Origin of the sequence: Serratia grimesii NBRC 13537, from assembly GCF_001590905.1 — a bacterium.
In the GTDB taxonomy this organism is placed as follows: Bacteria; Pseudomonadota; Gammaproteobacteria; order Enterobacterales; family Enterobacteriaceae; genus Serratia; species Serratia grimesii.
On sequence record NZ_BCTT01000006.1, the window covers coordinates 288,648 to 309,807 of the forward strand.

At 53.9% G+C, this 21,160-nt stretch carries 19 protein-coding genes; 14 read left to right on the forward strand and 5 right to left on the reverse strand.

Features of this window, described 5'->3' with window-relative positions; genetic code table 11:
• Positions 1–83 precede the first annotated feature (83 nt).
• Both moeB and moeA read right to left on the reverse strand, forming a co-directional pair.
• On the reverse strand, positions 84–839 hold the full coding sequence (gene moeB / locus SGR01S_RS08050) for a molybdopterin-synthase adenylyltransferase MoeB (RefSeq protein ID WP_037424617.1): 756 nt from the start codon (positions 837–839) through the stop codon (positions 84–86).
• Positions 840–841: 2 nt separating this feature from the next.
• Positions 842–2,080 (reverse strand): molybdopterin molybdotransferase MoeA, encoded by a 1,239-nt coding sequence (gene moeA / locus SGR01S_RS08055; protein ID WP_061807070.1) that lies wholly within the window; start codon positions 2,078–2,080, stop codon positions 842–844.
• A gap of 93 nt (positions 2,081–2,173) precedes the next feature.
• Here moeA and SGR01S_RS08060 point away from each other — a divergent pair, with 93 nt between their 5' ends.
• From SGR01S_RS08060 to SGR01S_RS08090, 7 genes are all read left to right on the forward strand, one after another.
• Positions 2,174–2,710 (forward strand): DUF924 family protein, encoded by a 537-nt coding sequence (locus SGR01S_RS08060; protein ID WP_061807071.1) that lies wholly within the window; start codon positions 2,174–2,176, stop codon positions 2,708–2,710.
• Between the two features lie 346 nt (positions 2,711–3,056).
• Complete coding sequence (locus tag SGR01S_RS08065; protein WP_061807072.1) at positions 3,057–4,013, forward strand: isoaspartyl peptidase/L-asparaginase family protein; 957 nt, start codon at positions 3,057–3,059, stop codon at positions 4,011–4,013.
• Positions 4,014–4,032: 19 nt separating this feature from the next.
• A complete protein-coding gene (locus tag SGR01S_RS08070; protein ID WP_061807073.1) occupies positions 4,033–5,910 on the forward strand; it encodes a dipeptide ABC transporter ATP-binding protein in 1,878 nt (625 codons plus the stop codon).
• A 23-nt stretch (positions 5,911–5,933) separates the two neighbouring features.
• Complete coding sequence (gene gsiB, locus SGR01S_RS08075) at positions 5,934–7,472, forward strand: glutathione ABC transporter substrate-binding protein GsiB (RefSeq protein ID WP_061807074.1); 1,539 nt, start codon at positions 5,934–5,936, stop codon at positions 7,470–7,472.
• Positions 7,473–7,522: 50 nt separating this feature from the next.
• Positions 7,523–8,443, forward strand: coding sequence for a glutathione ABC transporter permease GsiC (gsiC, locus tag SGR01S_RS08080; protein ID WP_061807075.1), 921 nt, complete (start codon positions 7,523–7,525; stop codon positions 8,441–8,443).
• A 9-nt stretch (positions 8,444–8,452) separates the two neighbouring features.
• Positions 8,453–9,361, forward strand: coding sequence for a glutathione ABC transporter permease GsiD (gene gsiD, locus SGR01S_RS08085; protein ID WP_172479774.1), 909 nt, complete (start codon positions 8,453–8,455; stop codon positions 9,359–9,361).
• A 26-nt stretch (positions 9,362–9,387) separates the two neighbouring features.
• On the forward strand, positions 9,388–9,618 hold the full coding sequence (locus SGR01S_RS08090; protein WP_037420231.1) for a hypothetical protein: 231 nt from the start codon (positions 9,388–9,390) through the stop codon (positions 9,616–9,618).
• A gap of 46 nt (positions 9,619–9,664) precedes the next feature.
• On the opposite strand, the gene fghA is transcribed toward SGR01S_RS08090, so the two are convergent.
• From fghA to ptrR, 3 genes are all read right to left on the reverse strand, one after another.
• Positions 9,665–10,507 carry an S-formylglutathione hydrolase gene (gene fghA, locus SGR01S_RS08095; protein ID WP_061807076.1) on the reverse strand — a complete coding sequence of 281 codons (843 nt, stop codon included), beginning with the start codon at positions 10,505–10,507 and terminating at the stop codon, positions 9,665–9,667.
• Between the two features lie 14 nt (positions 10,508–10,521).
• A complete protein-coding gene (locus tag SGR01S_RS08100; RefSeq protein WP_037420225.1) occupies positions 10,522–11,649 on the reverse strand; it encodes an S-(hydroxymethyl)glutathione dehydrogenase/class III alcohol dehydrogenase in 1,128 nt (375 codons plus the stop codon).
• 153 nt (positions 11,650–11,802) lie between these two features.
• Positions 11,803–12,720 (reverse strand): putrescine utilization regulator PtrR, encoded by a 918-nt coding sequence (ptrR, locus tag SGR01S_RS08105; protein WP_061807077.1) that lies wholly within the window; start codon positions 12,718–12,720, stop codon positions 11,803–11,805.
• Between the two features lie 107 nt (positions 12,721–12,827).
• Between ptrR and SGR01S_RS08110 the strand changes: the two genes are divergently transcribed.
• The 7 genes from SGR01S_RS08110 to mglB all read left to right on the forward strand — a co-directional run bounded on the left by SGR01S_RS08110 (position 12,828) and on the right by mglB (position 20,861).
• A complete protein-coding gene (locus SGR01S_RS08110) occupies positions 12,828–13,985 on the forward strand; it encodes a YbfB/YjiJ family MFS transporter (RefSeq protein ID WP_061807078.1) in 1,158 nt (385 codons plus the stop codon).
• 489 nt (positions 13,986–14,474) lie between these two features.
• Positions 14,475–15,299, forward strand: a complete 825-nt coding sequence (locus tag SGR01S_RS08115) for an acid phosphatase (protein WP_061807079.1) — start codon at positions 14,475–14,477, stop codon at positions 15,297–15,299.
• A 26-nt stretch (positions 15,300–15,325) separates the two neighbouring features.
• Positions 15,326–16,090, forward strand: a complete 765-nt coding sequence (locus tag SGR01S_RS08120; RefSeq protein WP_218000718.1) for a hypothetical protein — start codon at positions 15,326–15,328, stop codon at positions 16,088–16,090.
• Positions 16,091–16,529: 439 nt separating this feature from the next.
• Positions 16,530–17,195, forward strand: coding sequence for a GTP cyclohydrolase I FolE (gene folE / locus SGR01S_RS08125; RefSeq protein WP_012005993.1), 666 nt, complete (start codon positions 16,530–16,532; stop codon positions 17,193–17,195).
• 70 nt (positions 17,196–17,265) lie between these two features.
• Complete coding sequence (yeiB, locus tag SGR01S_RS08130; RefSeq protein WP_037420209.1) at positions 17,266–18,447, forward strand: DUF418 domain-containing protein YeiB; 1,182 nt, start codon at positions 17,266–17,268, stop codon at positions 18,445–18,447.
• A gap of 129 nt (positions 18,448–18,576) precedes the next feature.
• Entirely contained in the window at positions 18,577–19,614 is a 1,038-nt protein-coding gene (gene galS / locus SGR01S_RS08135) for an HTH-type transcriptional regulator GalS (RefSeq protein ID WP_061807081.1), read from the forward strand.
• Positions 19,615–19,868: 254 nt separating this feature from the next.
• Complete coding sequence (mglB, locus tag SGR01S_RS08140) at positions 19,869–20,861, forward strand: galactose/glucose ABC transporter substrate-binding protein MglB (RefSeq protein ID WP_061807082.1); 993 nt, start codon at positions 19,869–19,871, stop codon at positions 20,859–20,861.
• Positions 20,862–21,160: the final 299 nt, after the last annotated feature.

The window sequence follows — 21,160 nt, forward strand, 5'->3', positions numbered from 1 at the left end:
AGGTAGGGGCGCTGCATGCTGCGCCCAAAGAAGATAACCAGTGATAATCTAAGGCGGGAATATTCCCGCCTTTTTTGTGTCTGCTATTCTCCGCCACACACCTCGCACTGCGGATTCTTCGGCAGTTTCATTTCGCGGAACTGCATGGTCATGGCATCAAACATAAGTAGTTTACCGGTGAGGGGCTGACCGTATTGTGTCAGTAGCTTGATGGCTTCCATGGCCTGTAAGGTGCCAATCGTGCCGACCAGCGGTGCCATCACTCCGGCTTCAACACAGGTTAACGCGTTGTCACCGAATAACCGGCTCAGGCAGCGGTAACAAGGTTCGTCAGGTTGATAGGTAAAGACACTGAGTTGCCCCTCCATGCGGATCGCCGCACCGGATACTAATGGTGTGCGTTGTGCATGACACAGACGGTTCAGCAAGTCGCGTGTCGCCACGTTGTCTGTGCAATCCAGCACCAAATCACAGGCGGCAATCTGCGCCGCCATCTGTTCGTCGTCCAGTTGCCCATCAAGTGTATCAATGTGGACATGGGGATTGATCCCGCTTAATTCGATGCGGGCAGATTCAACTTTTGTCATGCCGATGCGCGCGTCGCGATGCAGAATCTGGCGTTGCAGGTTGGAGAGCGAAACGGTGTCGAAATCAACCAACGTCAGGTGACCCACGCCCGCCGCAGCCAGATAGGGGGCTGCGGCGCAACCTAATCCACCGAGGCCGACAATCAGCACCCGTGCGGCTTTCAGTTTCTCTTGGCCGTCGAAGTCGAAGCCACGCAGGATAATTTGGCGGTTATAGCGGAGTGCTTCGGCATCGGTTAATTCCGGCAGCATATTCAGTTCCTCAGCAGGGCGTTGAAGGGCTCAATTTCGACCATTTCGCCTGCAGCAACAGAGCCGCGTTCACGCTCCAAGACGATAAAGCAGTTACCCTGACTGAACGAACTGAATATGTGTGACCCTTGATGCCCGGTGGTACTCACTTCTAACTCACCCTGTGCATTGCTGGTAAACACACCACGCTGAAAATCGAGGCGGCCAGGTGCCTTCTTCAATGGCGTCAATGCACGTGCTTTTAGACGCGGTGGCAACTGCCAGTCGCTGTGACCGGCCAGTTTTGCCAGTAACGGTTGCACCAGTTGGTAGAAGGTCAGGGCGGCAGAAACCGGGTTGCCCGGCAGACCGCAGAACCAGGCATGTTTTAATTTACCGAAAGCGAAAGGTTTACCCGGCTTGATTGCCAGCTTCCAGAAACTGACTTCACCCAGTTCATCCAGCATCTGCTTGGTGTAGTCGGCTTCACCCACGGAGACGCCACCGCTGCTGATCACCACATCGGCCTGGCTGTCCGCCTGCTCGAAAGCGGCGCGTAGCGCTTCTTGATTGTCGCGGATAATGCCCAGGTCGATCACCTCGCAGCCCAGCTGTTCCAGCATCAGGCGTACTGCAAAGCGATTGGTATCGTAGATTTGCCCAGCCTGTAACGGCTGGCCGACCGGCTGTAACTCGTCGCCGGTAGAGAATACCGCGACTTTCAGTTTGCGCATCACCTGGACTTCGGCAACGCCGAGCGACGCCAACAACGGTAACTGTGCTGCACCTAATCTCACACCTGCCGGCAACACGCCTGCACCCTGACGAATATCTTCCCCCGCCAAACGGATGTTTTGCCCGTTTTGCACCTCAGCGGTGAAGCGTACGCCGACATCGCTCACTTCTGCTTGCTCCTGCATGATCACGGCCTCTGTGCCGGCAGGGACAGGCGCGCCGGTCATGATGCGAATACAGGTATTTAGCGGCCAGTCACCGTTGAACGGTGCACCAGCAAAGGCTTTCCCCGCCACAGGCAGCGGCGTGTTAGCCTGCAAATCGGTGAGGCGAACAGCGTAACCGTCCATGGCCGAGTTGGCGAACGGTGGCACATCAATAGGGGATATCACCGGTGCAGCAGTAATGCGGCCCGCGGCGGCGGTCAGGGCAATGGATTCAGTCTGCTGTAGGGGAGAAAGCAGGCTGAGCATCTTCTCTAATGCCTGCTCCAGGGAAATGAGATCGGATGTATGACAATGATCCATTGGGGGAACTCCGTAATCAGGGTGCGCGAAATTTTCGGCAAAGTAGGGGTATTATGAAGGATGCTATGCTGAAGTAAACAACAGGAGGCAGTGATGCACAGACAGGTATTAGACTTCTGGTTCGATGAGATCGAACCGGCTTTGTGGTTCAAAAAGGATGATGATTTTGATCGCCTTCTGCATACGCGTTTTAATGAGATTTGGCATGCCGCTGCCGCCGGGGAGTTGGCGCACTGGCGAGAAACCATTGAGGGACGGCTGGCGGAGGTGATTGTGCTCGATCAGTTTAGCCGCAACCTGTTCCGTGGTACACCACGTTCATTTGCCAGCGATTGCATGGCGCTGGTGTTAGCGCAAGAGGCGATCCGCAGTGGGCAGTGTGAGCAACTCAGCAAGGAACAACGGGGTTTTCTCTATTTGCCGTTTATGCACTCGGAATCGGCGCTGATTCATCAGCAGGCGCTGGTGTTGTATACCGAGCTGGATAATGGTGACCAGTTGGCGTTTGAATTGCGGCATAAAGCCATTATTGACCGTTTTGGTCGTTACCCACATCGTAATGCGATATTAGGCCGCGTCTCAACCCCGGAAGAAGAGGCATTTTTGTTGTTGCCAGGTTCGGGGTTCTGAATATTGATCATCTGCGTTCAGCCTGCAAAAAAACAGCAGGTTGAACGTGTAGCCGCGAGATATTCAGAGATATCGGTTATTTCTCTAGATAATAGTTCTCTATCTGCCAAGTGTTTTTACCAAAAATCCCAATCGTTATTTGTGACATTTTTAGTGCGTTCTAACTCTCTGTTTTTATTCCATTAAGCTATTTCAATGTGCGAAATAATCTAAGCGGGCTACGCTAAATGATGAGTGATGACTTAATGCTTTACATAGAATGCTGGGCTAAATATAGTCGGGAAAAGATAAAATAAATAATTATCAGCCCGGGAACGGTGCGGGATTAACACAGGGTGTCAGGCAAATGAGCAAACCAGTGATTGCTATTCATGGCGGTGCGGGGGCGATTACCCGTGCGGCGCTGAGTGTTGAAAAGGAACACGAGTATATTTTGGCGTTATCCAGCATTGTCGGTGCGGGCCAGGAAATTCTGGCCAGAGGCGGCAGCGCATTGGATGCGGTTACCGAAGCCGTAAGGCTACTGGAAGAGTGCCCGTTGTTTAATGCAGGCAAAGGTTCCGTATTTACTCATCAGGGCACGCATGAATTGGATGCCTGTGTGATGGATGGACGCACGTGTGATGCTGGTGCTGTGGCATGCGTGAGTCGGATACGTAATCCGGTGCTGGCTGCGCGCGCGGTATTGGAAAATAGCCAGCATGTCTTGTTCACCGCTGAGGGCGCAGAGAAATTCGCTGCCGCCCATGGCCTGGAAATGGTCTCTCCTGACTTCTTCTTTACCCAACAACGTTTCGACCAATTGCACCGTGCTCAGGCGGAGCAGGGACGCGTGCTGCTCGATCATGATGGTGCAGCACAGGCCAGTGAGCCGATCGATCCCGATCGTAAATTCGGCACCGTGGGTGCGGTGGCGCTGGATGCATTAGGCAACCTGGCGGCGGCCACATCGACCGGCGGTATGACGAACAAACAAGCAGGCCGGGTGGGCGACACGCCAATTATCGGCGCCGGTTGTTACGCCAATAATGCCACCGTGGCCGTGTCCAGTACCGGCACGGGCGAAATATTCATGCGCGGCGTGTCGGCTTATGACGTTTCTGCCTTGATGGAGTATGCCGGCTTCAGTCTGCAGCAGGCCAGTGACCGGGTAGTAATGGAAAAGCTGCTGGCGATGGGCGGCAGCGGCGGCATGATCGCCATCGACAGTCACGGTAACGTGGCGCTACCTTTTAATAGTGAAGGCATGTACCGCGGTTTTGGTTATGTCGGCGATGCGCCGTCGGTAGGGATTTATCGCTAATCGATCACCAGGAGGGTGCATGACCGAGACCTTGATGCCACCAGCGGCCGACAGTGGGCTAGTGCTGCCACCACAGCGTGTACTGTCGGTGCGTGATCTGAGTATTCATTTTAGCCAACAGGGCGATACCGTAGAAGCGGTACGTCACCTGTCATTTGATGTTGATCGCGGTGAAACGCTGGCGATCGTCGGTGAGTCCGGTTCAGGAAAATCTGTCACTTCTCTGGCATTGATGCGCCTGGTCGAACAGGGCGGGGGGCAAATCGTCAGTGGTGCTATGCCATTTCGGCGGCGTAACGGTGAAGTGCTGGATCTGGTCCGTGCGCGTCAGGGCACGCTGCGCACGGTACGCGGTGCCGATATGGCGATGATTTTTCAAGAGCCCATGACCTCGCTGAATCCGGTATTCCCGGTAGGTGAACAGATCGCCGAGTCTTTGCGCCTGCATCAGGCAATGGATCACCGTACCGCAAAACACGCCGCTTTACAGATGCTCGATCTGGTACGAATCCCTGAAGCCAAAGACGTGCTTAACCGCTACCCGCATCAGCTTTCCGGCGGTATGCGCCAGCGAGTGATGATCGCGATGGCGCTATCTTGCAAACCCGCATTGTTGATCGCCGACGAGCCGACTACCGCGCTGGACGTTACCATCCAGGCGCAGATCCTGCAGCTCATCCGAGTGCTTCAACAGGAAATGCAGATGGGGGTGATTTTCATCACTCACGACATGGGTGTGGTGGCGGAAATTGCCGATCGGGTACTGGTGATGCGTCAAGGGGAAAGCGTCGAACAGGGGGCCGTGAGAGAACTGTTTACTGCCCCACAACAGCCTTATACCCAGGCATTGCTGGCCGCGGTACCGAAGCTCGGTTCGATGGCGACCCAAGACTTTCCGGCCAAATTTCCGTTGCCAAAGGGGACGGAAAATGGCGGGCCGCAGGATACCGTTCCGCCCGGTGTGGCACCGATCCTACAGGTAGAAAACCTGGTCACCCGCTTTGATCTGCGCAGCGGCATTTTGAACCGTGTTACCCGCCGGGTACACGCGGTGGAAAATGTCAGCTTTGAACTTTATCCCGGAGAAACGCTGGGTTTGGTGGGGGAGTCAGGTTGCGGTAAGTCTACTACCGGCCGTTCTCTGCTCAAGCTGGTGGACAGCCAGCGCGGCACCATCACCTTTGACGGCCGCCAAATTAATCAGTTGAAAGGCCCGGCATTGCAGCACCTGCGGCGGGATATTCAGTTTATCTTTCAGGATCCTTACGCCTCGCTCGATCCACGTTTGACCGTCGGTTTTTCGATTATGGAACCCTTGTTGGTGCATAACGTGGCGCGCGGTAAGGCAGCACAAGAAAGGGTGGCCTGGTTACTGGAACGCGTCGGGTTAAAGCCGGAACACGCTCGCCGCTACCCGCATGAATTCTCTGGCGGGCAGCGGCAGCGTATCTGCGTTGCACGCGCGTTGGCACTCAATCCTAAAGTCGTGATTGCCGACGAGTCAGTATCGGCACTCGATGTGTCGATTCAGGCGCAGATCGTCAACCTGTTGCTCGATTTACAGCGTGAATTTGGCATCGCCTTTTTGTTTATTTCCCATGATATGGCCGTGGTGGAGCGTATTAGCCATCGCGTTGCGGTGATGTACCTTGGACAAATCGTTGAAATCGGCCCACGTCGTGCGGTGTTTAATAATCCCCAGCATGCCTACACGCGCAAGCTGATGGCGGCAGTGCCGGTGGCCGATCCGGCCCATGCTCACAAACGCCAGCCGTTGTTGGTAGATGAAATCCCCAGCCCGATCCGTGCATTGGGTGATGAACCCGTTACCGCACCGCTGGTGCAGGTTGGCCCCGGGCACTTTGTTGCCCGTCACCCGATCGCCGGTGCCTTTTAGTGACCTCAGGAGAAGCAAGCACCATGAAGCACACATTCAAACGTAAGGCATTAGCGGCCGTTGTGCTGCTGGCGGCGGTGGGCGCAGGCCCAGCTTGGGCTGCAAAGGATGCGGTGATCGCCGTCGCGTCCAACTTCACCACACTTGATCCGTATGATGCCAATGACACGTTGTCACAGGCGGTGGCCAAATCCTTCTATCAGGGCCTGTTCGGTTTCGACAAGGACATGAAACTGGTGAACGTGCTGGCAGACAGCTATGAGGTGAGTCCGGATGGCCTGACTTACACCGTCAAACTGCATCCGGGGGTGAAATTCCATGACGGTACCGATTTTAACGCCGAAGCGGTGAAGGTGAACCTGGATCGCGCCAGTAACCCGGACAATCATCTCAAACGCTACAACCTGTTCAAGATGATCGACAAAACCGAGGTGGTGGACGCCACTACGGTGAAGATCGTGCTGAAAGCGCCGTTCTCCGCGTTTATCAACAATCTGGCGCACCCGGCTGCGGTGATCATTTCCCCGGCGGCACTGAAACAATACGGTAAAGAGATCGGTTTCCATCCGGTCGGCACCGGCCCTTATCAGTTCGTGACCTGGAACCAGACCGATTTTGTTAAGGTGACGAAGTTTGATGGCTACTGGAAACCGGGGCTACCGAAGCTCGACAGCATCACTTGGCGACCGATAGTGGACAACAACACTCGAGCAGCGATGTTGCAAACCGGTGAGGCGACCTTTGCCTTCCCGATCCCTTATGAGCAGGCCAAGGTGCTGGAAGGCAATACCAAGCTTGATCTGGTGGCAGCGCCCTCGATCCTGCAGCGTTATATCAGCCTGAATGTGACTCAAAAACCTTTTGATAATCTGAAGGTCCGTCAGGCGCTAAACTACGCCATCAACAAAGATGCGTTGATCAAAGTGGCGTTCTCCGGTTACGCGGTACCGGCAGAAGGCCCGGTGCCACCGGCAATCGACTTTGCTACCCGTTACAAACCATGGCCGTACGATCCAGCCAAAGCACGCGAACTGCTGAAAGAGGCTGGCTATCCGAACGGTTTCACGACCACATTGTGGTCTTCTCATAACCACAGCACTGCGCAAAAAGTACTGCAGTTTGCTCAGCAACAGTTGGCGCAGGTTGGGGTGAAAGTGACGGTAACCGCGATGGATGCCGGCCAGCGCGCAGCGCAGGTAGAAAGTGTTGGGGTGAAAGACACCGGCGTACGCATGTTCTATACCGGCTGGTCTGCGTCAACCGGTGAGGCGGATTGGGCACTGTCGCCGTTGTTCTCTACCCAGGCCGCACCGCCTAAGCAGTTCAACACGGCGTTCTACAGCAATCCGCAGGTGGATCAGGATCTGACCAGCGCGCTGGCAACCACCGATCGTGCCGAAAAGCAAAAGCTGTACAAGGACGCGCAGGATCGTATTTGGGCTGACGCACCGTGGATCTTCCTGGCGACAGAACGTCTGCTGTCGGCCAATAACAAACAGTTGAGTGGTTTCTATGTGATGCCAGATACCTCGTTCAACTTTGACAATGCCGACCTTAAATAAGGCACCCATCCCCGCTCTCGTTGAGGGCGGGGTGAGGGGACTCACGCGAGATGCTTAATTATTTTCTGAAACGACTTCTGGGCCTGATCCCGACGCTACTGATTGTTGCGGTGCTGGTGTTTCTGTTCGTCCATATGTTGCCTGGTGACCCGGCGCGATTGGCAGCAGGGCCGGAGGCCGACGACGCGGTGGTGCAATTGGTCCGTAAGGATTTGGGGCTGGATAAGCCATTACCTCAACAGTTTGTACACTTTTTTGTCAACGCGTTGCAGGGGGATTTCGGTACCTCGATGGTATCCAAGCGCCCAGTGAGCGAAGAAATCGGTTCGCGTTTTCTGCCGACTTTGTGGCTGACCCTGACCAGCATGCTATGGGCGACGATCTTCGGTATGGGGATTGGCATGGTCTCCGCGGTGTGGCGTAACCGATGGCCCGATCGTCTTGGTATGACGCTGGCTGTCTCTGGGATTTCATTCCCTGCGTTTGCACTCGGCATGCTGCTGATGCAGATGTTTTCCGTCAATTTGGGTTGGTTGCCGACGGTGGGTGCCGACAGCTGGCGGCACTATATTTTGCCTTCCATCACGTTGGGCGCCGCAGTGGCAGCGGTGATGGCGCGGTTTACCCGTGCTTCATTCGTGGAAGTGTTGCAAGAGGATTATATGCGCACTGCACGGGCCAAGGGGGTACGGGAAACCATGGTGGTGGTGAAGCATGGGATGCGCAATGCGATGATCCCGGTGGTCACCATGATGGGGCTACAGTTTGGCTTTTTGCTCGGCGGTTCTATCGTCGTGGAGAAAGTATTCAACTGGCCGGGTCTGGGCAGGCTGTTGGTCGACTCGGTGGAGATGCGTGATTATCCGGTGATCCAAGCCGAAGTTTTGCTGTTTTCGTTGGAGTTTATTTTGATTAACTTGTTGGTGGATCTGCTGTACGCGGCAATTAACCCGGCGATACGCTACAAATGAGGACGCTGGATGATTAAGCATTGGCGACGTAATGCCGTACTGAAAGCGATACCGACGATAGATTCTCACACGGTGCGTACGCCATGGCATGAATTCTGGCGGCGTTTCCGGCAACAACGCGTGGCGCTGTTGGCCGGCGTGTTGGTGTTGCTGCTGGCGGTAGCTGCATTGCTGGCTCCCTATCTGGTGCCCTTTGACGCGGAAAACTACTTTGATTACGACCGATTGAACGAGGGCCCTTCGTTAGTGCATTGGCTGGGTGTGGATTCACTGGGGCGAGATATTTTTAGCCGTATTCTGATGGGGGCACGTATCTCGCTGGCTGCCGGAGTATTCTCAGTGCTGGTCGGCGGGGTTATTGGCACGCTATTGGGTCTGCTGGCGGGTTACTACGAAGGCTGGTGGGATCGCATCACTATGCGCATTTGCGATGTGCTGTTTGCTTTTCCCGGCATTTTGCTGGCAATCGGCGTGGTGGCGATTATGGGCAGCGGCATGGCGAATGTGATCATTGCGGTGGCCATTTTCAGCATCCCGGCGTTTGCCCGGCTGGTACGAGGCAATACGCTGGTGTTGAAGCACCTGACCTATATAGAGTCGGCACGCAGCATTGGTGCGTCTGACTGGACCATTATCATGCGACATATACTGCCTGGGACGATATCGTCGATCGTGGTCTATTTTACCATGCGTATAGGGACTTCAATCATTACCGCCGCCAGCCTGTCATTCCTTGGCCTGGGGGCGCAACCCCCGACGCCAGAATGGGGGGCGATGCTTAATGAAGCGCGAGCGGATATGGTGATTGCGCCACACGTGGCGATTTTCCCCAGTCTGGCTATATTTATCACCGTGTTGGCGTTCAACCTGCTGGGTGATGGGCTACGCGACGCGCTGGATCCGAAGGTAAAAGGGTAATTTTATGTTGTCAAAAGGGATTAATGATGAGTAATAAAACCCAAAGAAATAACGCACTGGTCGCCATGATCAGTGTTTGGGGTGGGCAAATTTTGGTGCACCGGTCGTCATTATTGATAGCGCAACCCTGTACCCGCTATGTCGATGTCATCATTGGTGTGCTGATATTTTTCGGCATCTGGAAAGTTTGCAATCTGGTGCAAGCCTTTTACCGTTGGTTCAACGGTATCGAGAAGGTTTCTTCTCACCCCGAGTAAGGGATTTGGCAGTTATACACCGCCAAACCCCTTTATTCAGACTTATTCAGCGGAACAGATGTTCGGCGTGGAAACGCAAATGGTCTTCAATAAAACTGGCGATGGTAAAATAGCTGTGATCGTAACCCGGCTGGATGCGCAAGGTCAGCGGCCAGTCGCGTTGACGTGCCAGTTCGGCCAGCTTCGCCGGTTGTAGTTGATCGGCCAGGAATTGATCGTCATCCCCTTGATCTACCAGCACCGGCATTTTTTCTGCACCGCTCGCCAGCAGGTGGCAACTGTCATATTGCAGCCACTGACTTTCGTCATCACCCAAATAGGTGCTGAAGGCTTTACGCCCCCATGGCACCTGGCAGGGGTTAACGATCGGCGCGAATGCCGATACCGAACGGAAGCGCTGTGGATTGCGCAGCGCCATCACCAGTGCGCCGTGTCCCCCCATTGAGTGACCGAAAATCGACTGACGATCACTAACGCTGAAATGCTGATGAATCAACGCCGGCAGTTCATCGCTGATGTAGTCGTACATACGGAAGTGTTTGTCCCAAGGAGCCTGGGTGGCATTCAAATAGAAACCGGCCCCCTGGCCCAGATCGTACCCTTCATCATTGGGGACATCATCGCCGCGTGGACTGGTATCAGCCATCACCAGTACCAGCCCCAGTTCAGCCGCAATGCGTTGTGCGCCAGCCTTCAACGTGAAGTTTTCATCATTGCAGGTCAGCCCCGACAGCCAGTACAGAACCGGCGGCGGGTTATCATCGCGCGGTGGTGGCAGATAGATGCTGAAAGTCATGTTGCAATTCAGGCTCTGCGCCGCATGGCGGTAGCGCTGTTGCCAGCCGCCGAACATACGATGCTCTTCGAGAAGTTCTAATGACAAAGTCATCTCTGCCTCCTGGCTTATTTTTTATCGAAGTGAATAACGGAACGGATAGATTTGCCTTCGTGCATCAAATCGAACGCCTCGTTAATCTGCTCGAGTCCCATGGTGTGGGTGATAAAGTCATTCAGAGCGAACTCGCCGTCCATATAGCGTTGGACGATACCTGGCAGTTGCGAACGGCCCTTCACGCCGCCAAAGGCGGAACCGCGCCACACACGGCCGGTCACCAGTTGGAACGGACGGGTAGAGATCTCTTGACCAGCCCCGGCGACACCGATAATCACGGATTCGCCCCAGCCTTTATGACAGCATTCCAACGCTGAACGCATCACGTTAACGTTGCCGATACACTCGAAGGAGAAATCAACGCCGCCGTCGGTCAGTTCGACGATCACGTCCTGAATTGGCTTATCGTAATCTTTCGGGTTGATCAGATCGGTAGCGCCCAATTTGCGTGCCAAATCGAACTTGCTGGTGTTGATATCAATACCGATGATGCGGCCTGCACCAGCCATCTGTGCACCGATGATTGCCGACAGGCCGATGCCCCCGAGGCCGAAGATGGCAACGGTATCGCCTTTCTGCACTTTGGCAGTATTGATCACTGCACCCATACCGGTGGTGACGCCGCAACCCAGCAGACAGACTTCTTCCAGTGGGGCCTCTTTGCTGATTTTTGCCAGTGAGATTTCCGGTACCACGGTGTATTCGGAGAACGTGGAAGTGCCCATGTAGTGGAAGATGGGCTTGCCGTCTTTGAAGAAGCGCGTGGTACCGTCCGGCATCAGGCCCTTACCCTGTGTGGTACGGATCGCCTGGCAAAGGTTGGTTTTGCCGGATTTACAGAATTTGCACTCGCCGCATTCTGGGGTGTACAGCGGGATCACATGATCGCCGACGGCTACGCTGGTGACACCTTCACCGATGGCTTCTACCACGCCACCGCCTTCATGGCCGAGGATCGCCGGGAACACGCCTTCGGGATCTGCACCCGACAGAGTGTAGGCATCGGTGTGGCAGACGCCGGTGGCGACGATCCGCACCAATACTTCGCCTTTTTGCGGTGGCATCAGATCGACTTCTTCAATCTTCAACGGCTGGTTCGGGCCCCAGGCAACGGCGGCACGGGTTTTGATCATTTTCATCATAGTCTCCAGTGGTCTACCCTTCTTACTTGACGCTGCGACATCGTTGGCGACATGAACTCACCTCCAATTCACTGACGTTAATCACGTTCTTGGGGATTCATACACTTGCCGTCTGACTGCAACGCCAATTAATCAGGGTCTATATTTTTATCAGGCTATGCCAGCAACACCCGATGAAACAGGGTCTGTGTTTTCAACAATAGCGGTTTCGGTTTGTTCAATAATTAATTCTTTCAGAGCGCGGACATTCGGGCCAAAGGCATCCCGTCGCCATAACAACCATGTGGCGGTTTGGGCAATATCATCCGGCAGGCTATGTACTTTTACGCGTTCATGACCCGGTAGCAGGCTGAGTACAGAATGGGGGATCATCGCCAATCCGGCGCCGCTGGCAACGCAGGCCAGCATCGCGTGGTAGGACTGGATTTCCATGACTTGGCCTGGCAGCACACCTTCGCGCTTGAACCAGGATTCTAACCGCAGGCGATAAGAGCAACTGGCGCGGAAGGCGAACAACGTTTCACCCTTGGCGTCTTTGGCGTTATTGATCGGCAGGTGATCGAGGCAGGAAATCACCACCATACGTTCGGGAAAGGCGATACAGCCGTTGAGTTCGTCGTATTGAACCGGCCCGTCGACCAACGCTGCTGCCAGCGTACCGGCGCGCACGCGTTCCGTGATTTCGCCAGAGGTTCCGGTAGTCAGCGACAGAGAAACCTGCGAGAAACGCTGGTGATATGCCGCCAGCAATGTGGGCAGTCGGGTGGCTGCCGTGCTTTCCATTGAACCAATGGCGAAGTTGCCTGCTGGTTCACCGGCGTGGGTGATGCTCATGGCTTCTTCGCTCAGCGCCAGGATACGATGGGCGTAACAGAGAAAATTATGACCCATTGGTGAGAGCCGCAGGCGTTGTTTTTCGCGGATAAACAGATCGGTACCCAGTTCCACTTCGAGCTGACGCAGGCGCGTGGTCAGGTTCGACGGCACACGGTGCAATTGCTCAGCGGCACGGGCGACAGAGCCAGTTTCGGCAACGCTGCAGAACATTCGGAGCTGGGTCAGATCCATGATCTTCTCTTTTCGTGATGAACTTGATGAGTATTATTCAGTTTTTGTAAGTGTAATGCTGCGGCATGATACTGGCAACTTTCTTTTAACAGTTTGGATAACTCAACATGGCCATAAGAATTGCCCTGAGCGGTTTTATTGCGTTGATCGTTGCTATGGGGATTGGTCGCTTTGCCTTCACCCCGCAGGTGCCGCTGATGATTGCCGAACACCAGTTCACCCTAACCGGTGCTGGGTTGGTGGCAGCCATCAACTATTTGGGATATCTGTGTGGAGCCTACGACGCTATGCGTGCCAGTCGGCATGTCGAACGTCGACTGTGGCTGGGCGTATGGGGTGCGGTGCTCTTGACGCTGCTTTCTGCGTGGGTGCAGGGGGAGTGGTGGCATGGTGCGGTGCGGTTTTTCATAGGTTGGGCCAGTGGTTGGTCGATGGTCTTGGTCGCGGCCTGGACCAACGAGCGGTTGGCACACTATGGCCGACCGGTGCTCAGTGCCGCGGTGTTTGCCGGCCCTGGGGCCGGGATTTTTATCAGCGGCATGCTGGCAGTAGGTATTCACAGTATGGCGCTGACAGCGTCACAAGCCTGGATGGTGTACGGTGTATTGGCACTGGTGTTGATTGGCGCAATCAGCATCAACCTGCCGAAGGCCGGTGAATTACATCGCCCGAATGTTGCACCAGAGCCGTTGCTGCTAACGCCGGCGCTGAAGCGTCTGGTATGGAGCTACAGTTTGGCAGGTTTTGGCTATATTCTGCCGGCAACATTCCTGTCGCAAATGGCAGCCGCGCGTTTTCCCGGCAGTGTCTTCGCACAATTTGTTTGGCCGATCTTCGGTGGGGCGGCAGTCCTGGGGATTATTCTCGGCATTCTAACCCGACACCGACTGACGACCCAGACGCGTTTGGCTATTACTCTGTGGGTACAGGCGTTGGGGGTATTGAGTGCGGAAATTGTACCGGGGGTTGCCGGGTTAGCGTTGGGGGCGTTGCTGACCGGTGGCGGTTTCCTCAGTGTGGTGCAGCTCTCAATTCAACATGGCCGTGAACTGGCGCCCAACCATGCACGTTACATGGCGGGTTTATTGACTACCGGTTATGCGATTGGTCAGTTAGTCGGCCCTACGTTGTCGGCATTATCAACCGCACTGACCCATCGTTTGGAGCCTGCATTATATGTTGCCGTTGTGGCTTTGATCGTGGCAGGTCTGCTGGTAGTGAATACGCCAGCGCGGGAGTTGGCTCGAAAACCGATGTCGTTATGATTCATGTAGACCACGTCAATTTCCCCACTGCGCTGGCAGTGGGGTTCAATAATCAATAAACTGTGCGCAAGGTACAGTAATGATAAATATCGTTAGTACATTATGTCATATCACAATATTTCATTGTTAATGAAAGCGGCGTTTTATTTCTACCTCTTTGGGATGGAGTGACTGTTTTTCTGTTAATTGAATTGACTACTATAGAAAGTAAAGGATACTCAGTAATTATCCTGATTAAAAATAATCTTATCTGGCTAATAATTAATTTTTGCAGGTGATTTCTTATTTTAATTAATATTATTTGTTTATTGTCATGACCAGTGGTAACCCATTTCTATCGGGGGGATTGGATTATTCATAACGCATTGTCCCTTCGAGATATTTTTAGTCACCATTTTCGTAAGTGCGATTAATTCAAAAAGTTATGATGATGCTAACCACTCTGGTTCAGGGGGGCATCTTCCGAGGCAATCAATAAGGATGAATATAATGATGATCTCCGGGTCTTTGCGTTACCGTTTGGTGCCGTTACTTTCTCTATTATGTACGACGTCTGTCTTTGCTACTCAAGAAGTAAAACCCAAGGTGACGGATCCGCATTTCAGTTTAGCCCCCGGTTATTTAGACTCAGCTGAGTTGCCGGCTCGTCTGGCGCTGCTTGGCGCACCGCCGACCCCAGATTCGGCAGCCTTTGCTCGTGATGAAGAAGCTCGTCGCGCTGCTCTTGCTTTACGGGGGACGATTCGCGAGAAACTGGCAGCAGAAGACGCCGAGCTGACTTTCCCGGCACCAGCCACCACCTTTTCCTGCGCACTCGGGGTGAATATCACCGAAAAGGACACTCCACGTCTTTATACCCTGATGCGCCGTGTCCTGACTGATGCCGGTATTTCTACCTACAGTGCCAAGAACGCATTCAATCGCACCCGGCCGTTTGTTATGCATAACGAAGGGACTTGCCGTAAAGATATGGAGGCTGTCTTGCGCCATGATGGCTCCTGGCCATCGGGTCACTCGGCTGCCGGTTGGGGTTGGGGGCTGGTGTTGGCGGAAATACAACCCAAGCGCGCCACTGAACTACTGGCCCGTGGTTTGGCCTTCGGTCAGAGTCGGGTGATTTGTGATGCTCACTGGCAGAGCGACGTGGATGCGGGGCGCATCATGGGAGCGGCCACTGTAGCGAGATTGCATGCAGAGCCGGCTTTCCTGGCCGATGTGGCTGCGGCCCGGGCGGAAGTCCAGGCAGCAGAAAAAAAGGGTCTGAAACCGACTCAGGATTGTGCGGCTGAACGCACCGCCTTGTTCTTGCGCTAATACTGATGAGGATAACGGGGATGGGCATGGCGTACAAAGCGAGTCTTTGTCTCGGTGTTTACCTGCTGCTGCCCGCAGCAACCAGCGCGGCGGGGGGATCTTTATCCGGAGCGCCGATGACGGCGGATGCGCAAGAGTGGCATTTTTCGGTAAGCCCTTATATCTGGGGGGCGGGGGTTGAAGGGGATGTAGGCCATAAAAGGACCGGTAAATCCCACGTGAAGTTAGATTTCTCAGATGTTGCCCGTAACCTTGACGTGGCGTTTATGGGGCTGATGGAAGCGAGAAAAGGGCCCTACAGTATCTTGGCGGATATCATGTATAGCGACTCAACCACGAAAACGGATCTGCCATCTAGCCGCTTGGATACGAAATCAAAAACGGCGTCTGGCTTTCTGGGGGCGGGATACACCTTACTTCAGGATGGAAAAAGTCATCTGGATGTTATTGCCGGCGGGCGAATATGGTACAGCAAAACCACGCTGGCTCTGCATGGTGGTGCTATTGACGGGACACAGAGAAGCGACAGTGCCACCTGGGTTGATGCGGTGGCCGGTATGCGTGGCCACTATGCTATGACCGAACACATATTCCTGACCGGATGGGGCACGGCTGGCGGGGGGCAGGCACGGTTCGACTGGGATATGGCGGGGCTGTTGGGATATCAGTTTGGTTCTACCGTTGCCGTGCTTGCAGGATATCGTGCAATGGGCGTGAATTATCAGCATGACGGGTTTGTCTATGACATGGTGCAGCAGGGACCGGTTATCGGCATGACCGTAGGATTCTGATTGCGGTGTGTCCGCCTGGTGATAATGGCTTCCTCTGAAACAGATTTGGCCGGCGGACAATTTTTGGCAATAGTACTGTTATGATCTTATGCATAGGTGAGGAAGCCCGGGAGATCTCATTGAATAGGTCGCATTTTTTCGCAAAGGCTAAATTTTGAGCGGAAGTTTAAACCGAGCCTTTTAACCGCGAAGGTGCTTTCCTCTCCCGCCGACAGGGTAACGTTGAAAAAACCACGGGCAGGAAAATGCGAATATTTCACCTGCTGATGAAGCACAATCACTGGATAATCGCCGCACTCTCATCTACAGTGGAGCCAAAATCTTGACCAGGTTCACGTTATTAACGACGTAAAGATCTGTTGTCAGGAGAGTACGCAATTCACCAGTTTGCTCGGTAAAGCAGCCGGATTGGCGAGTTCAAGTCCGTTGGAGAGATGAAATGACATCATTAAGTAAAGAAGCTGTACTGGTTCATGCTGCGCTTGAAGAGCGTGGTCTTGAAACACCGTTGCGTGGAGAAGTGCTGGATCGCGAGACGCGTAAGCGTCGCATTAAAGAGCACATGACGGAAATCATGCAGCTGCTTAATCTCGATCTGTCCGACGATAGCCTGGCAGAAACCCCACACCGTATCGCCAAAATGTACGTTGATGAGATCTTCTCCGGTCTGGACTACGCCAACTTCCCGAAAATTACCGTCATCGAGAACAAGATGAAGGTAGACGAAATGGTCACTGTTCGCGACATTACCTTGACCAGTACGTGCGAACACCATTTTGTGACTATCGACGGTAAGGCAACAGTTGCCTATATTCCAAAAGATGCCGTTATCGGCTTGTCTAAAATCAACCGTATCGTGCAGTTTTTCTCCCAGCGACCACAGGTGCAAGAGCGTTTGACTCAGCAAATCCTGGTGGCTTTGCAAACCTTGCTGGGGACCAATAACGTGGCAGTATCGATTGATGCGGTCCATTATTGTGTTAAAGCGCGCGGTATCCGTGACGCGACCAGCGCCACTACCACCACCTCGTTGGGTGGGCTGTTCAAGTCCAGCCAGAACACTCGCCAGGAATTCCTGCGCGCGGTGCGTCATCATCAGGGGTGATGAGAGTTTGCTAAACAAGAACAGGCGCCTGCGGGCGCCTTTTTAATGACCGGAATACAGCGGTAAAATAATGAACAACGCTCCGATAACGCCGCTGCCGCGCATCGCCACTCTGGACTGTGTGCGCGGCATCGCCATCCTTGGCATTCTGCTGCTGAATATCAGCGCCTTTGGACTGCCGAAAGCGGCCTACCTTAATCCCGCTTACCTGGGGCTACCGTCGTCGCGCGATGCCTGGACCTGGGCGCTGTTGGATATTTTCGCTCAGGCCAAATTTCTGGCGATGTTTGCGCTGCTATTTGGTGCCGGTTTGCAGATGCTGCTTCGCCGCGGTAAAGGCTGGATACGGGCACGATTGTCTTGGTTGGTGCTCTTTGGCTTGGCACATGCAATCTTCCTCTGGGATGGCGACATTCTGTTGGCCTATGGCCTGATTGGTCTCGTGTGCTGGCGGATGATCCGCGATGCCAAAGAAACCTACCAATTGCTGAAAACGGGTGTGGTGTTGTACCTGATCGGTGTGGGGGTGTTGCTGCTGCTGGGTTTCATATCGCACGGTGAACCGGGCGGTTTTTGGCAGCCCGGTGTAGCAGAACTGCAGTATGAGAAGTTCTGGAAATTACAGGGGGGTATGGAGGCATGGCGCAGTCGTACAGATTTGCTCTCTTCCAGCCTTTTGGCCATTGGCGCGCAATATGGCTGGGAGTTGGCGGGGCTGATGCTATTCGGTGCCGGATTGATGCGTAGCGGCTGGCTGCGTGGGACTTATTCACCGGGTTACTATCGTCGGCAGGCGGCTTGGCTGATACCGCTTTCATTGATGATCCAATTACCGGCAGTGGTATTGCAATGGCATCTTCACTGGGACTACCGCTGGAGCGGTTTTTTATTGCAGGTGCCACGTGAACTGGGGGCGCCCTTGCAGGCCATGGGATATCTGGCCTTATGCTACGGTTTCTGGCCGACGTTGTCGCGTCTACGTATCGGTCATTGGCTGACGCAGGTCGGGCGTATGGCGTTGAGTAATTACCTGCTGCAAACGCTGATTTGCACCACGTTGTTCTACCGCTTTGGTTTGTACCAGCAATTTGACCGTCTGCAACTCTTGGCGTTTGTTCCCGCAGTTTGGTTGGCTAACCTGTTGTTTTCAAACTTGTGGTTGCGTTATTTTTCCCAGGGCCCAGTGGAGTGGCTATGGCGCAAATTGACCACTTTGGCTGCCGGCAAGACGGAGCCCAAGGCACTGAACTGAGATCTGGCGCAGGTAGGTTAAAAAAATGTATGTAAACGTTTTCTTTCCTGTGACGTAATTCACGCAGAGGAGGATGACAAACGGGGTAGGATAGCGCCACTGTCAACTACCCCGACCTCAGGATCTTTCATGACCTCTGTTCACCCAACCACCATTCGCGACGTGGCGAAGCGTGCGGGCGTGTCTGTAGCGACCGTCTCCCGTGTGCTCAACCACAGCGCCCTGACCAGCAAAGAAACGCGTGAACAGGTGCTGAAAGCGGTGGCCGAACTGGGTTATCGGCCCAATGCTAATGCACAAGCATTGGCGACGCAGAGCAGTGATACTCTCGGGGTTGTGGTGATGGATGTCTCAGATCCCTTTTTTGGCGCTTTGGTGAAAGCGGTAGACACTGTCGCACAGCAACACCATAAATATCTGTTGATCGGCAACAGTTACCATCAGGCGGATAAAGAACGTCACGCCATTGAGGTGCTGCTACGGCAGAGATGCAATGCCTTGATTGTTCATGCAAAAACCTTATGTGATGCAGAGTTGATCGGTTTTCTCGATCAGGTGCCAGGTATGGTATTGATCAACAGAATTATCGCCGGCTATGAGCATCGCTGCGTTGGTTTGGACAATGTCAGCGGCGCGGAGATGGCAATGCGTTTGTTGTTATCGCAGGGCCATCAGCGTATCGGCTATCTGGGCTCCAACCACCCCATTGAAGATGGTCCGTTACGCCAGCAGGGCTATATGCAGGCGATGGGGGCCGCAGGCCTTGCGACGCCAGACAATTGGCGCGCTTACGGTTCGCCGGACTTGCAGGGTGGGGAGTCTGCAATGATTGAGTTGCTGGGGCGTAATCTGCACTTGAGCGCAGTGTTTGCCTACAATGACGCGATGGCAGCCGGTGCCATGGCAGTGTTGAAAGAAAACGGTATCACCGTACCGCAAAATTTTTCGCTGGTGGGGTTCGATGACATCCCTATCGCGCGTTATACCAGCCCCAAACTCACCACGGTACGCTATCCCATTGTTACCATGGCGACTTTGGCTACTGAACTGGCCCTGCGTGGAGCAGCAGGCCAGCTGGAGCCTCAGGCCCGTCATTTGTTCATGCCCACCTTGGTACGCCGCCATTCTGTCGCCCCTTGGCAAAGTGAGGCGGCGGTCACTCTCTGAACATTTAATCTTGTGTAACCGTTTTCAATCTGTGAGAAAATTCACAGATTATTAACATCACGCCGTCTATGCTCTAGACGTTTTCCAGCGCAAAGGCTCTTGCCGCTGCTGTTTTTAACTCGCGCTGTCAGCATATTTTCAGGAATAACATGATTCACGGATGACAGGGAAACTGCCAGGCCCGGTCGTGCACTTACCGCCGGTTAACTTTGGCTTAATACCGAGCAAGACCCTACATAAACCGGAGACACACAATGAATAAGAAGGTTTTCACCCTGGCCGCGACGGCCGCAGCCATGATGTTTGGCGCCGCAGCACATGCAGATACCCGTATTGGCGTCACTATTTATAAATATGATGACAACTTTATGTCGGTGGTACGCAAGGCGATTGAGAAAGACGCTAAAGCTTCTCCGGATGTCACTTTGCTGATGAATGACTCGCAGAATGACCAATCCAAACAGAACGATCAGATCGACGTGTTGATTGCCAAGGGTGTTAAAGCACTGGCGATCAACCTGGTGGACCCGGCCGCTGCCCCGGTAGTTATTGATAAGGCACGCGCAAACGATATCCCAATCGTGTTCTACAACAAAGAGCCTTCACGTAAAGCATTGGACAGCTATGACAAAGCTTATTACGTGGGGACCGACTCTAAAGAGTCCGGTGTGATCCAGGGCCAGTTGATTGAGAAACACTGGAAGGCTAACCCGAACTGGGATCTGAACAAAGATGGTCAGATTCAGTATGTGTTGCTGAAAGGTGAGCCAGGCCATCCGGACGCTGAAGCTCGCACCACCTATGTGGTGAAAACGCTCAATGATGACGGCATTAAGACTCAGCAGCTGCAAATGGATACCGCAATGTGGGATACCGCACAGGCGAAAGACAAGATGGATGCCTGGCTGTCTGGCCCTAACGCCAACAAAATTGAAGTGGTTATCGCCAACAACGATGCAATGGCGATGGGTGCGGTAGAAGCGCTGAAAGCACATAACAAATCCAACATTCCGGTATTCGGTGTGGATGCGTTACCTGAAGCGCTGGCGATGGTGAAATCTGGCGCGATGGCGGGAACAGTACTGAACGATGCCGATAATCAGGCTAAAGCCACTTTTGAATTGGCGAAAAACCTGGCTGCGGGCAAACCGGCTGCCGATGGCACCCAATATAAGATCGAAAATAAAGTGGTCCGTATTCCTTACGTTGGTGTTGATAAAGACAACCTGTCTCAGTTTGTTAAATAAGCTCTGAGATAACACACAATGCCCCCGCTTGTGGTGCGCTGACCGGCGCCAACACCAGGAAAGCCGCAGGCGGGGCATTTATGATTAATATCAAGTCCATACCCTATGAATTTCAAGTTACAGCAAGGCGGCCAGCACGGTCGGTCCAGGCGTTTACTCAGGTAAGTCACTGGGGGGAGCGACAAGTCTGTCGGGAACCGATTTGAACGCTGCTTGCAGTGGCCCCACAGGGGCAAGACCCAAGGATGGGCTTGTAAAGCAGATAACAACGCTGTGACTTGAAAGGCGACAGGTATACT

Coding starts and splice junctions, on each gene's coding strand:
- mglB (WP_061807082.1), top strand. CDS start 19,869: ATGAATAAGAAGGTTTTCACCCTGGCCGCGACGGCCGCAGCCATGATG.
- gsiD (WP_172479774.1), top strand. CDS start 8,453: ATGATTAAGCATTGGCGACGTAATGCCGTACTGAAAGCGATACCGACG.
- gsiC (WP_061807075.1), top strand. CDS start 7,523: ATGCTTAATTATTTTCTGAAACGACTTCTGGGCCTGATCCCGACGCTA.
- fghA (WP_061807076.1), bottom strand. CDS start 10,507: ATGACTTTGTCATTAGAACTTCTCGAAGAGCATCGTATGTTCGGCGGC.
- SGR01S_RS08120 (WP_218000718.1), top strand. CDS start 15,326: ATGGCGTACAAAGCGAGTCTTTGTCTCGGTGTTTACCTGCTGCTGCCC.
- SGR01S_RS08110 (WP_061807078.1), top strand. CDS start 12,828: ATGGCCATAAGAATTGCCCTGAGCGGTTTTATTGCGTTGATCGTTGCT.
- galS (WP_061807081.1), top strand. CDS start 18,577: ATGACCTCTGTTCACCCAACCACCATTCGCGACGTGGCGAAGCGTGCG.
- SGR01S_RS08100 (WP_037420225.1), bottom strand. CDS start 11,649: ATGAAAATGATCAAAACCCGTGCCGCCGTTGCCTGGGGCCCGAACCAG.
- SGR01S_RS08070 (WP_061807073.1), top strand. CDS start 4,033: ATGACCGAGACCTTGATGCCACCAGCGGCCGACAGTGGGCTAGTGCTG.
- SGR01S_RS08060 (WP_061807071.1), top strand. CDS start 2,174: ATGCACAGACAGGTATTAGACTTCTGGTTCGATGAGATCGAACCGGCT.
- moeB (WP_037424617.1), bottom strand. CDS start 839: ATGCTGCCGGAATTAACCGATGCCGAAGCACTCCGCTATAACCGCCAA.
- SGR01S_RS08115 (WP_061807079.1), top strand. CDS start 14,475: ATGATGATCTCCGGGTCTTTGCGTTACCGTTTGGTGCCGTTACTTTCT.
- moeA (WP_061807070.1), bottom strand. CDS start 2,080: ATGGATCATTGTCATACATCCGATCTCATTTCCCTGGAGCAGGCATTA.
- yeiB (WP_037420209.1), top strand. CDS start 17,266: ATGAACAACGCTCCGATAACGCCGCTGCCGCGCATCGCCACTCTGGAC.
- SGR01S_RS08065 (WP_061807072.1), top strand. CDS start 3,057: ATGAGCAAACCAGTGATTGCTATTCATGGCGGTGCGGGGGCGATTACC.
- folE (WP_012005993.1), top strand. CDS start 16,530: ATGACATCATTAAGTAAAGAAGCTGTACTGGTTCATGCTGCGCTTGAA.
- SGR01S_RS08090 (WP_037420231.1), top strand. CDS start 9,388: ATGAGTAATAAAACCCAAAGAAATAACGCACTGGTCGCCATGATCAGT.
- ptrR (WP_061807077.1), bottom strand. CDS start 12,720: ATGGATCTGACCCAGCTCCGAATGTTCTGCAGCGTTGCCGAAACTGGC.
- gsiB (WP_061807074.1), top strand. CDS start 5,934: ATGAAGCACACATTCAAACGTAAGGCATTAGCGGCCGTTGTGCTGCTG.